The 11,112-nt window shown below is 67.6% G+C and carries 16 protein-coding genes; 2 read left to right on the top strand and 14 right to left on the bottom strand.

The window, feature by feature from the left end:
• Positions 1-60: 60 nt before the first annotated feature.
• From ACIBA9_RS37875 to ACIBA9_RS37860, 4 genes are all read right to left on the bottom strand, one after another.
• Complete coding sequence (locus ACIBA9_RS37875; protein ID WP_399370287.1) at positions 61-603, bottom strand: hypothetical protein; 543 nt, start codon at positions 601-603, stop codon at positions 61-63.
• 63 nt (positions 604-666) lie between these two features.
• Entirely contained in the window at positions 667-2,226 is a 1,560-nt protein-coding gene (locus ACIBA9_RS37870; RefSeq protein ID WP_399370285.1) for a phage portal protein, read from the bottom strand.
• Positions 2,227-2,254: 28 nt separating this feature from the next.
• On the bottom strand, positions 2,255-3,529 hold the full coding sequence (locus ACIBA9_RS37865; RefSeq protein WP_399370283.1) for a PBSX family phage terminase large subunit: 1,275 nt from the start codon (positions 3,527-3,529) through the stop codon (positions 2,255-2,257).
• Positions 3,507-4,025: a hypothetical protein gene (locus ACIBA9_RS37860; protein ID WP_399370281.1), complete on the bottom strand. Its 519-nt coding sequence runs from the start codon at positions 4,023-4,025 to the stop codon at positions 3,507-3,509. The genes ACIBA9_RS37865 and ACIBA9_RS37860 overlap by 23 nt, the downstream gene beginning before the upstream one ends.
• 124 nt (positions 4,026-4,149) lie before the next feature.
• Here ACIBA9_RS37860 and ACIBA9_RS37855 point away from each other — a divergent pair, with 124 nt between their 5' ends.
• The gene (locus ACIBA9_RS37855) at positions 4,150-4,581 is read left to right on the top strand and encodes a hypothetical protein (RefSeq protein WP_399370279.1); all 432 of its coding nucleotides are present in this window, start codon (positions 4,150-4,152) and stop codon (positions 4,579-4,581) included.
• Positions 4,582-4,679: 98 nt separating this feature from the next.
• Positions 4,680-5,291, top strand: coding sequence for a hypothetical protein (locus tag ACIBA9_RS37850; RefSeq protein WP_399370276.1), 612 nt, complete (start codon positions 4,680-4,682; stop codon positions 5,289-5,291).
• A gap of 15 nt (positions 5,292-5,306) precedes the next feature.
• Here ACIBA9_RS37850 and ACIBA9_RS37845 read toward each other — a convergent pair whose 3' ends face one another.
• From ACIBA9_RS37845 to ACIBA9_RS37800, 10 genes are all read right to left on the bottom strand, one after another.
• Positions 5,307-5,516, bottom strand: a complete 210-nt coding sequence (locus ACIBA9_RS37845; protein ID WP_399370274.1) for a helix-turn-helix domain-containing protein — start codon at positions 5,514-5,516, stop codon at positions 5,307-5,309.
• A gap of 133 nt (positions 5,517-5,649) precedes the next feature.
• Positions 5,650-6,138: a hypothetical protein gene (locus tag ACIBA9_RS37840; protein ID WP_399370271.1), complete on the bottom strand. Its 489-nt coding sequence runs from the start codon at positions 6,136-6,138 to the stop codon at positions 5,650-5,652.
• Positions 6,139-6,183: 45 nt separating this feature from the next.
• Positions 6,184-6,708: a hypothetical protein gene (locus ACIBA9_RS37835; protein WP_399370269.1), complete on the bottom strand. Its 525-nt coding sequence runs from the start codon at positions 6,706-6,708 to the stop codon at positions 6,184-6,186.
• A 4-nt stretch (positions 6,709-6,712) separates the two neighbouring features.
• Positions 6,713-7,282, bottom strand: a complete 570-nt coding sequence (locus tag ACIBA9_RS37830) for a hypothetical protein (RefSeq protein WP_399370267.1) — start codon at positions 7,280-7,282, stop codon at positions 6,713-6,715.
• Between the two features lie 125 nt (positions 7,283-7,407).
• A complete protein-coding gene (locus tag ACIBA9_RS37825; RefSeq protein ID WP_399370265.1) occupies positions 7,408-8,103 on the bottom strand; it encodes a hypothetical protein in 696 nt (231 codons plus the stop codon).
• Positions 8,100-8,639 carry a hypothetical protein gene (locus ACIBA9_RS37820; protein WP_399370263.1) on the bottom strand — a complete coding sequence of 180 codons (540 nt, stop codon included), beginning with the start codon at positions 8,637-8,639 and terminating at the stop codon, positions 8,100-8,102. Before ACIBA9_RS37820 ends, ACIBA9_RS37825 begins: the two co-directional genes overlap by 4 nt.
• Entirely contained in the window at positions 8,636-9,031 is a 396-nt protein-coding gene (locus ACIBA9_RS37815) for a hypothetical protein (RefSeq protein ID WP_399370261.1), read from the bottom strand. The genes ACIBA9_RS37820 and ACIBA9_RS37815 overlap by 4 nt, the downstream gene beginning before the upstream one ends.
• 68 nt (positions 9,032-9,099) lie before the next feature.
• A complete protein-coding gene (locus tag ACIBA9_RS37810) occupies positions 9,100-9,846 on the bottom strand; it encodes a DUF2637 domain-containing protein (RefSeq protein ID WP_399370259.1) in 747 nt (248 codons plus the stop codon).
• Positions 9,847-10,064: 218 nt separating this feature from the next.
• Positions 10,065-10,553, bottom strand: a complete 489-nt coding sequence (locus tag ACIBA9_RS37805) for a hypothetical protein (protein WP_399370257.1) — start codon at positions 10,551-10,553, stop codon at positions 10,065-10,067.
• A gap of 167 nt (positions 10,554-10,720) precedes the next feature.
• Positions 10,721-10,933 (bottom strand): hypothetical protein, encoded by a 213-nt coding sequence (locus ACIBA9_RS37800; RefSeq protein WP_399370255.1) that lies wholly within the window; start codon positions 10,931-10,933, stop codon positions 10,721-10,723.
• Between the last annotated feature and the right edge of the window lie 179 nt (positions 10,934-11,112).

Raw genomic sequence — 11,112 nt, 5'->3', positions numbered from 1 at the left:
AGAGACAGGACGCGGGATCTCTCCCGCATCCCGCCGGAACCATGCCTGACCAGCGAAAAGTCAACGATCACGTTCGGTTGAGATACGGCTTCTGATGGCCGCCTCGACGTTGGCCGCAAAGGTGTCGGCCGTCGGGTCGAGCTTGCTGATCGCCTTGGCGAAGGAGGCGGAGTCGAGCAGGGCCTCAGGGTCCCCGCCGTGCTTCCCGGCCGTCTGGAACACCGCGAGCTTCACGGTGGCCTCGCGGGCCTGCTGGTCGCTCTCCTGGGCCTTCTGGGCGATCTGCTCGGGGGTGAGCTTCTTCTCCTCACCGGCACCGAAGAGCTGGCCGAACTTGCCCATGAAGTCGGAGAACTGGGTCTCCAGGGCGGTCCGCTTGGTCTTCTCCTCGTCCACCTGGGTACGGAGGTTCTCGACCAGACGCGCGGCCTTCTGGGGGTCGAACTCGCCCTCGAACTTCGGGGCCTTGCCGGTACCGCCCTCGCTCTGACCCTGTGAGCCGGCCTGGGGACCGCTCGCGGGCTGCTGCGGGCTCTGGGGCTCCGGGGCCTTGCCCGGCTCCCCTGCGCCCTGCTGGGGGTTCGGCTCAGTGGGGGTGCTCATGACGTCGTCCTCCTTGTGACGCTCGCCGAAGGGCCCAGCCACGCCTTGGCGACCGGGCAGGGATTACTGGGGGAGCGCAGGGGCCACGACAGGGGCGGCCCTTGCCGCCGGGGTGGATGCCTGCTCGTCGGCCAAGATCGCGGCGACCTCCTGGGCCACCTGTGTCTCGGTCCATGTGGGGTGCAGGGTCTGCACCCGGAGCTTGGTGGACATCGACTGGGCCGTGAGCAGCAGCCCGAGCGTCTCTGCCATGTCCCTCAGGGACGGCTGGACGGCATCGGGGAACGCCACGTCGATCCCGGCCTCGGGCTTCACCTGAGCCCCGAAGACGAGACGGTCGATGCCCAGGAGGGCCTGGAAGAGGTGCTGGAGCGCCGGGCGCCAGTACAGGATTTTCTGGTCCCGGGTGTTGAGGCTCTGCTCCTTGCGGGCCTGGATCTCCGTGGCCGTGACGGCCGCGACGTCGCCCTTCCCGCCGAAGCTCTGCACTGAGTAGCCCGCGCTGGAGACGATCTGCTCGAAGAGCGTCTCCGCCGTGACCTGGTGCTCGGCCACCCGGATGTTGAACTGGTTCAGGGTGATGCCCGAGGAGTTCGGGTCGGTGAGCATGCCCTCCATGCCCACGAACGCCTCGCGCTCCAAGTCGAGCCGGCCGCCCTTGCCGGGGCCCTCGGACTCCAGCATCGAGCTGGGGACGATGATCCGGCTCTTGCCGAGGCGGAGGTCCCGCATCCAGCTCGTGTACGTCTCGTCCAGCGCGTCCATGAGCAGCTCGACCCCCGAGAAGTCCGAGCGGCCGAAGTTCACGGCGCAGCGGATGCCCTGCCAGATCCGGTTGGGCTTGACGTTGGGCACGTAGGCGGCCGTCAGCCACGGCAGCCCAGTGAACATCACGCCCGACTCGCCGTACAGCTCCGCGAGGTGCTGGGTGCCCTCGAACGAGGAGAGCGGGATCCGCTCGCCCAGCTCGGTCGGCGTGCCCTCATACAGGCCGTACGAGATGGCCCCGACCTCGTGGCACTCCAGGAGTCGGATCGTGGAGTCGTCGTCCTGGTGGAGGCAGGTCCAGAAGGTGACGTCCCTCAGGCGGTCCCAAGCCCACGTGGGTACCGCCTGCTCCGGGGTCATCGGGACGAGCCAGGGGCGGTCCGAGAGCGTCTCGTCCCAGACGACCTTCAGGTACACGCCTCCGAGGGCCGCAGTGAGTTCCGCGGCCTCCCTCAGGGACGAGTGCATGCCGTCCGTCTGGAAGGCGTCCAGCTCCTTCTGGGTGGCCTTGTCGGTCGCCGTGAACGTCGGCATCTCGCCGAAGAGCAGGTTGGCGCTCAGCTCGGCGATGTCCGAGGCGACCGGCACGTGGAGCTTGGTTCGTACGGTCCCCGGCGTGAGCGGCTGGCCCCAAAAAGTCCTGGCCGCCGTGGCCGGACCCGAGGCGCCGTACGGCTTGTCGCTCTGGAAGAACGTCTGGGACAGGGGCGTGGTCGCCGAGCCGGCCAAGCTGTAGACCGACACCAGGGCGTCACCGTCCCCGGCGTACCAGGCCGACCACTCCGTGAGCTTCTTGGCCACCGGGGCCAGCTCGGGAGGCGGCCAGGCCATCGCTCCACCAGCAGGCAGAGGCATCGGATCACCTCCGCTGTGCTGTTGTGTGTCAGGCGGCCCGCGCGAGCTGGTGGTGCCACATGCTGCGGGTGGTCATGAGGGCGTACCTCAGGGCGTCCATGCCGTGGTCGTTCTGCTTCAGGGGCGCGTCGTGGCCGTCCAGGGCGGCCTTCGGGTCCCAGGTGTAGGAGTCCATCTCCTTGAGCAGCTCACGGCATGAGCGGTGGATCATCAGCTGTCGGTTCGCCAGGAGGTTGGACACCAGGCGGATGCCGTCCAGGACGCTGTTGTCGGCCGCCACAGGGCTCAGGCCGTCCTGGTGGAGCTGCGTCTTGAAGCTGGCCGCGCTCGGGTCCACCACGACGAACTGAGGCCGCACACGGCCGTACTGGGGCACGTCGTCCAGCCACTGCACGATCCGGCGGGACGTGTCCGCCTGGGTCAAGGTGAGGTTGGCCGTGCCCCGGGCGTAGCGGTACTCGGAGACGACGTAGAGCCGTCGGTCGTCGGCCAGGCCGATCAATACCGCGTGGGTCGGGTTGGTCGCGCCGTAGTCGATACCGACCGAGACCCAGCGGCGGATCATCGGGACGATGTCCACCACCTGGGTGGCGTGGTCGAACATGTCGTAGATCGCGCCCTGGGCGGCGACCCACTGGCCGAGGACGAAGCGTTTGTAGAACAGCCCGACGTTGCTGGCCTTGATGTGGGCGACGTACGCAGGGTCCAGATGAACGTTGTCGTCCAGCTCGAAGCTGAAGACCTTCATGGACGCCCGCTGCACGGGTTCGTCAATGAACTTGGCCTTCAGCCAGTGCGTGGGCGCGTCCGGGTTGGTGGAGGCGTAGATCCTCGCCCCGACCGCGCGCATGCGGGTCAGGAGCATGTCCCAGAACGGTTCAGGCAGGAGCGTGGCCTCGTCCACGTACGCCCCGGCGCACGTCATGCCTCGGATCTTGTTCTCGGACTTGATGTCGTTGGCGCCGATGACGTGGACGAGCCGGCCGAAGATCCGGCAGGTGACCGCTCCCGGCGTGTACTCGACCTGGGCGGCCAGCTCCCCGAAGATCTCCGGGTTCAGGAGCGGCTGAAGGACGTTGCGGTACAGCGAGTCCTTGGTCTTACCGATCATCACCAGCTCGCCCGTGGTGGACGCCTGGGGGACGAACATCATCCAGGCCCAGGCCGAGGCGATGGTCTTGCCCGAGGAGACCGCGCCCTCCCAGAGGTTGATCCTCCGGTTGGCCGCTGCGATGCTGCGGATCTGTTTGGGGGAGAAGCGCGCCAGGAGGAACTGGGTGCTACGAGCCGTACTCGTCGGCATCGTCGCCCCCAAGCTCTCGGGCAGCGGTCGTCATCGCCTCTCCGAGGGTCGCCAGGAGGCCGCGGGCGTTCTCCCGGCTCTCGTCCCCCGCGTCGACCTGAGCGAGCTTCAGGGCGCTCGTGAGGGCGCTTGATGCGGCCAGGGTCAGGTCCTTGGTCTCCTTCGCCGGGGGCTCGTGGAGCCACTCGGCCACGCTCTCGCCCGTGTGGGTCCACCCGTGGATGAGGTAGCGCTCCTGGGCCCTGCCGATGGCCCTCTCCGCCAGATCCAGAAGCTGTCCCTGGATCCGCTGACGCCTGTCCTTCAGGTCGACCTGACGGGCGTCAGTGGCGGCCCTGACGGCCTCCCTGTCGAAGCTGAGCCCCAGCCGGCTCGCGTGGTTGGTGATGGTGCCGACGGCCCAACCCATCTGACGGGCGATCTCGTTCCTGCTGACGCCGTCAGCGTGGAGCTGACGCAGGCGCTCCTCGTCCTCGGCGGAGAAAGTTCGGGCCACAGCCGGCTCACCCCCTCACGTGCGTGTGGTGACGGGTGACCGGGCTGCGCCGGGTACTGCACACCTGCTGCGCTGGGTGCACTCCTGGCTCTAGCGTTGCCTTTTCGATCTGGAGGGGGATCCGATGACCGAGAGGCGCCAGTACAGCCGTGGGGAATGGATCAGCGCGGGGGTGTTCTTCGTGATCGTGATGGCGGTGGCGGCGTCGTGCTGGCCGAACGGTTCGGACACCGGCAGCAGTTCGGACCCCGACACCAGTACGGAGCAGTCCTCGCAGTACAGCAGCTCCGAGGCGAAGGACCCGAGTGGAGGCCTGGCGGTCACGGCCTCGCGCTTCACGGAGTGGCCGTTCACGGTCAGCGCTGGCGTCCTGCGGTGCGAGGCTGGCGCAGTCACATTCGAGCCGCCCGGTGGTCCGCGCTATGCCGTGAATGGCACGGCCAAGGGCGCCGGTTATCCGGCAATGACGCCGATCTGGGCGGACGACACGAACCTGGGCAACGGTCTGAAGGTGGACATCTCAGAGGTGTTGGACAAGGGCCGGAGCCTCTGCTGACCGCGAGACGCGCGTGTGGTGACGAGTGACCGGTCAAGGCTTCACGACTTGTGTCGATCGGCTTGGCGTAGAAAGAACAACTGGCCATAGTGACCCGGGTGTACGTAACACTACTCGGGAGCCTCTTCGGGTGGGTCAGCGACAAGCTGGTCGACACTGAGCGGAAGCGTCTCTCTGATCAGTTGCTCGATGACTCTGTGGACGATCGCGGGCGTCGCCGTTCGGATGTGGTCTTCACCAAGCTGATGATCGAGTACTACGCCCACGGACTCACGCAGACACGTCTGAGCTTCGGGGCCAGTCTGGTCGCTTCGATAGTTGGTGGCGTCATCCTCCTCGTTGGCGTGGCTCTTGCCATCTTCCAACGTGGGGCAGACAGTGATCATTACGCGTCCATCGTTCCGACGGTGGCCGGGATCTTGACGACCGCGATCGGCACCCTCTTCAACCGTCAAGCTGACAAGGCACTTCGGCACATGGAAGGCCAGAGCAAGACATTGCGGCAGGACATGAAGCAGGAGAGGGATAACGAAGAGGCCATCCGGCTGCTGGCGGAGATTCCGGATGTCCGCACCCGCGCGCACCTGCAAGCCGCTCTGATCCTGAAGTTCTCGTCCGCGGAGCTTCCCCCGGTGGATGCCCTGCTGCGCCACGATTCGACGGGATCGATGCAGGAGCGCAGCGAGGAACGATCGGCAGCGGAGCCGTAGCGGGAGGCTTAGCCGTCAGACAGCAGGGACGAGTACGCGCTTGGCCTTCGCCCTCGTGGTCTTCTCGGCCTGGGCGACGGACAGATGCCGGAAGAGCTTCTGGCCTCGGTGATCGAGACCCTCGACTGTCAGGTGCCCTCGGCGGACCCACGAGTAGACCGTCACGATGCTGACGCCCGTCAGATCGGCGGCCTCGCGGGCCGTCAGCCAGAGTTCGTCCTCCACTGAAGCCCTCCCGACCATGCGAAAGGCCCCGGTCCGCCAGTGGCGTCGGGGCCTGCGCGAGGACGTGCGTGTCCCGCTGATCGCGATTATGCGGTCAGCTTGATTCAAAATGCAAGCACTCGGCTGACGGGCGTCATGACGGGTCCGGATAGTTCTCCCAGATGCGTGCCGGGAAGGGCTGACGACGGAGGACAGCCCCCATGACCGTCCGGATGTCGGTGCAGAGCGTGATGTACCTCGGCGGCCAGCCGTCAGGGTCTCCGACCCACTCGGCCCGAACGTACATCTCGGCGTAGCAGCGGTCCAACAAACGGCGTATCTGCTTGTCGTGGAACCTGAGCGACTGCTCCTCCAGGGACTGGTTCATCCGCTGAAGCTCTGCATGCCATTCCCGGCCCGCCGGGCTCCGCTGGTCTCCCACGCCCTTCTTGAAGTGCGCTTGGATCTCGTAGCTCAGGCGTATGCACTCGTTGGCCGCCGCCTCGGACAGACCCAGCAGGTACGTGCGTTCGGCCTCGCGAGCCGTCTTCCGCTGCTGCCACACGACGGCCCCCGTGGAGACCGCTGCGCCGATCAGCGTTCCGCCAAGGCCGAACAGGGCCGCCAACAGCTCACCCTGCACAACGTCATCCTCTCGGTGGCTGACACGCTGCCATGCTGATGGGCGTCATGACGGGTCGACCTGGGCCCTTCTGCGAGCCCTCATGATCTCGTGTTGCTCCAAGAACCGCTGCGAGGGCTCTGGGAGCGGCTCCTCTCGCAGGAAGGCTGAGAGAACGCCGATGGCCTCCTTGCAGCAGGTGTCGATCCAGCTTTTGTCCTCGCTGTTCGGGTGATGGGGCTCCATATAGCCCGCAGCGAGACCGATGGTGCCCAAGACCCGCCTACGCATTTCGTCGCCGTCGGGCACCACATAGAGGGCGGCATCAAACGTCGTAACGAACTCGACAAGCGCCTCACTGAACGCGAGTGCGCTGTCGACATCCTCGGTCCGCTTCATGCTGGCGTGGCGGAAGCGTATGAGCATCTCCAGCGCCGCCTGGCCGGCTGTGTACCTGCGTTCGTCCCGGCGCTGTTCCTTCGCGGTCTTGGCCTGGTGATGCTGCTGGAGGTACCCGCCCAGCAGTGCACCACCGGCACCCACCACGGCACCCGCGAGACCCATCAGCCCCGCCAGCGTTTCTGCCTGCATGGAGTCAGTCCTCGTCCACGGGGTTCTCCAGCGCGTACGTGGCCGCAGAGTGGGCTGCGTGCTCCCTGTACCGCATCGCCCAAGCGGACGCCTCGGGCAAGCGGTCTCCGCGCATGTATGCCGAGAGGATGTCGATCGCTTCTGTCGCTCCACGCTTGGCGTGCAGGACCTCGCGGTCTACCTCACCACTGCTCCGAACCATGTGGATGAAGGCGGCTTCCAGGACCTCCTCGATGCGCTCTCGCACCTCCGAAGCCTGTGGCATGAGCCCCACCGCCAACTCGGCCTCGTCCATGTGATCCTTGGCGATCTTGCGCCACGGCTGGTGGTCCTCAGGAATGTTGTCCTGAGTGCACTCCACGAGGTGCCTGCGTAGGGCGTACAGCTCCGTGAGGGCCTTCTCGCCCGCCTCCCGGCCTCGCTGCTCGATCAGCTTGTGCTGTTCTTCCCGCTGTTGCCGGTAACTCTCTTGGGCCTGCTGCTTCTGCGTGGCGACCGTGGCCCACACCGATACGGCGCCACCTATCAGCGCACCGCCCAGGCCGATCAGGCCGGAAAGCACTTCACCATCCATGCCGATCATCATGCCGACGGGACCAACCCGCATGGGGCTGATCCCGTCAAGTCCTCGGTCGTCAGTGGCCGCAGCCGGGCTTGGTCCACCAGCCGCACTTGCCGCAGTACTCCATGGACGCCTCCTCAGCTCTCGATGGGCCCGATGACCTTTACGTGGGTCCGGGCCGGGTTGGTGGGGTCGGGAACCGAGAGGACCTGGCCCCCGCTCGGGAGGCGGGTCAGGGTCAGCTCGGTGTTGTTGTTGTCGCTCTGACCTGGGCCAACAACAGGTTCAGAGGGCTCGGCGGAGGGGCTGGAAGCGGGGGGAGGGGAGGGGATGTCGGAGCCCTTCACGCCCGTGCTCACGCCCCGGCCCCTCATCCGCACATCGCTGATGGGCACCCCGGCCCGGGTGAGGACCTCCCGCACGTGGGCGGTATCGGTCCCCAACTTCTCGGCGATGACCGCGAGGTGTGCGTGGGGATCGGCCGACTCCCGGAGGACCTTGAAGACCTTGGGGGAGTCGTTGTCCCTCTCGGGCTCCTCAGCCTCAGCCGGCTCCGGGGGTCCCTGGGGAGAAGGCGCCGCGGGCTCCTGCGTGGCGGCCGCCCTCCAGGCCGCGATGCACCACACGACGACGAAGACCCACATGATCAGCCGGGTGGCCGCAAGGAGGCTCCAGCCGATCCCCACGGGGATGGCGAGGAACGCCAGGCGGATCAGGAAGTCCGAGATCTTCTCCCCGGCCTTGAGCCACTCCACGATCCCCCGGCCCATCCGCCAGGTCAGGGCGGTACTGCCCTTGGCGAGGCGTTCGATGACCTTCCGGAACCAGCTCACAGGACTACGCCCGTGATCTTGTCGCCGACCGTGTTGGTGATCGTCACCAGGGCCAGCGAGGCGACGCCTCTGAATCCTGCGGAGAGGCCGAGCATGACGCCCGCGATGACGCCCGCTGCGATCTTCCCCTTGAGGATCTTGGCGCCGGACTTCCAGAGGGCGACGCAGATGACGAAGTAGATCACCAGCAGGGCGCAGCCGCCGGGCGTCAGGGCCTTCAGGCCGGACCGGGTGACCTCCGGGGTGGCCGTACCGGTCAGGCTGACCAGGGACCAGTTGCCGATGAGCGAACCGGTGTTGAGCAGGAACGTCGCGGCCGTGCCGATCAGGCCTCCGGCGGCCGTGATCGAGATCATGCCCAGGCTCATGGAGCTGAGCAGCGGCAGCAGGACCTTCGGGTCCCGGCCGCCACCACCAGGGCCTCCCGGGCCTCCGCCCTTTCCGGTCTTCCACCACTTCGTCAAGTGCCAGGCCAGGATCGAAAGGCCGATGGTGACGCCGCCCAGGCTGACGGTCGCCGTGGTCACAGAGTTCACGAGTGGCTCCCGGTCAGCAGGTGGACGAGTTCGGAGAAGACGGGGAGGGCCTCCACGGCCCCCAGTACGGCGGTCCACAGCAGGACCCGCGTCAGGAAGCGCTGACGGGCGTGGTCGAAGAAGATGGCTCCTCCCATGACGGCCCAGCCCATGAACCAGGCACCGGCCATGCCCTGCTCCTTGTGGACGTCCCGCAGAGCAGCGGCCCACCAGGGGGACGTCACGATCGAGACGACAATCGCCTTGGTGTTCCGGCCGACCTGGAGCCAGGAGAAGTCCCAGCGGTCCTCCTGGGGCTCGTCGTTGGTGAGGTGGACGTGGACGTGGGTCTCGGGATCGGCCCAGCCGGTGCTGTACGGCGGGTAGTCCGGCCGAGGAGGTGTGTTGGTCATCGGTGTCCTCCGGCAGGTGGCGCACGTGCTCAAGCCGATGGCGAGCACAGCGCGCCTATGGGTGTGGTTCAGGCCGCGATGGCGTCCGGGAAGCTCTTCAGGTGGGGCTCGGCCGTCTCGACGCGCTTCCGGGCCTCGCGGGCGGTGCCGTCAGAGCAGGGGAGGCCCGCGTCACGGAGGGCCGCCACCATGTGACGGGTCGCCGGGCGCTGGTTGCCGAGGGCGTCGTACAGGCTCCGGACCACCAGGTCGATCTGCTCCCGCTGCGTCAGCTCCTGACGGGGCTTCTTCGGCTCCGTGACGGGCTCCGGCTCCTCCGTCAGCTCGGGTTCGTCCTCGGGGGCCTCAGCGGCCTCCTGGGGCTCCTCCGGGGCCTCCGGCTCCTCGGGCGTCACGGTCTCGCTGACGGGTGTCACGGGCGGTCCTGACGGCACTGGCGGAGCCGTCAGGACGCTCTGACGCGAGAGCAGGAACTCGTGGACCTGGCGCATCAGGACGCCGAAGGCGAGCAGGGCGGCGACGGGCGGGACGGCGGCCGTCACGTAGTCGAGCGGGTCGTGGCTGACGCCCACCCCGGCGACGTTCAGGGCGATGGAGCCCAGCGAGCCGGCTGCGGTCAGGGCGATGGCCCACGGGTCCACCCGGCGCATCAAGGAGGCCCGGAGGATCAGGAGTTCGCCGACCCCGATGAAGGTGTCCACCGTGGCGGGCCAGGCCCAGGCGCGCTCCCCCTGGAGGCGGTGGGCCGAGGCGAGGTCGTGGAGGGCCTCGAACGAGAGCCAGAAGCTCACGGCGGTCAGGGCGGTCGTCAGCACGGCGGCGCCGATGGCCAGGCCGAGCTGGGCATCCGTACGTGTACCAACAGCAGGTGGCCCTGACGGCGTTAAGGGCGTCAGGGTAGGTTCGGGCTTGGGCATGGAGGTCGCATCTCCTTGCTCGGGCCCCCGGGGTTCTGATTGGCGTCGGATGCCGGGGGCCCACTGGCAATCTTCGGTTATCTGTTGCACAGATTAGCGGTCTCCGCTGACGGGCGTCAGGGGTTGACGCCATCAAGGGTTCGGGCCTGCCCCTGAACCAGGGCCTCGTAGTCGTGCCGATCGAGCTTCACGCTCGGGCAGTTACGGCACTCGGCCGCCCAGTCCCCCGGGAAGTACCGGACCAGGGCCGTCAGCTCGCAGCTCGGGCACGTGACGCCCTTGAGCAGCTCCCGCCGGGGCTCCGTCAGCGTGATCCGCTGGGAGGTCCTGACGAGGTCGTGTATCTCCTGGGCGAAGTCGCCCACCCAGCCCTGCTCGCAGATCCACGGCAAGTGGGCCGTCAGCCGGGCCGTCATGGCCGTCACGTGCTTCCTGACGGGCGTCAGGCCCCGCTCGTGGGTGATGGCCTGAGTCCAGCTCCAGAGGACCTCCAGGAAGGGCACGGAGCCCGTCTGGTCCTGGGCGTCAGTGACGGCGTCAGGGCTCGCCGGGCCCAGCATGTTCAAGGCCCGGTCATCGCCCGGCAGAGGGGCGTGGAGGCGCATGGACGACCGTCCGTCCCCGCCTCCTCCCTGGACCCGCTGACGGCTCAGGTGGAGCCATGCGAACTGCTCAGGCAACTGGGCGAGGGCGCCGCGGATTCGGCTTCGGCACCGGTCGCACGTCTTCGTGTCGCTCTGGTCTCCGCAGACGTAGCACTCGAACCACTCGGTCATGGGGTCACTCCCATCAGGGTCAGGCGGATCAGGAGGGCGTACTCGCCCTGGGTGGCCCCCTCGGGGATCGCGGGGGCCTCGGAGAGGAGCTGGCGACGGGCGGCCGGCTCAGGGGCTATGCGATGGAGGAGCCCGAGGAGGACCCCGAGGTCCATCACGGCCTCGGGGTCCTGCGTCAGGGCGCTGGCGAGGTCCGTCAGACCGGACACGGAGCGGGCTCCAAGTCCTCGCCGGTGATCGCCTCCACGACGGCGGAGACGAGGATCTCCGAGGCAGGTGGGGTCACCGCGTTGCCTAAGACCGTGTCCTATGTGGTGAGGCGGAGTAGTCGTTTGTAGCAGCAGATGGCGGCGGCGAGGCCGAGAAAGGCCAGGTAGTTACGGGGATC

The sequence above is a fragment of the Streptomyces sp. NPDC051452 genome (assembly GCF_044454765.1).
Lineage (GTDB): Bacteria > Actinomycetota > Actinomycetes > Streptomycetales > Streptomycetaceae > Streptomyces.
The sequence above is the reverse complement of the archived record's forward strand: the minus strand, read 5'-3'. Positions and strand labels throughout refer to the sequence as shown.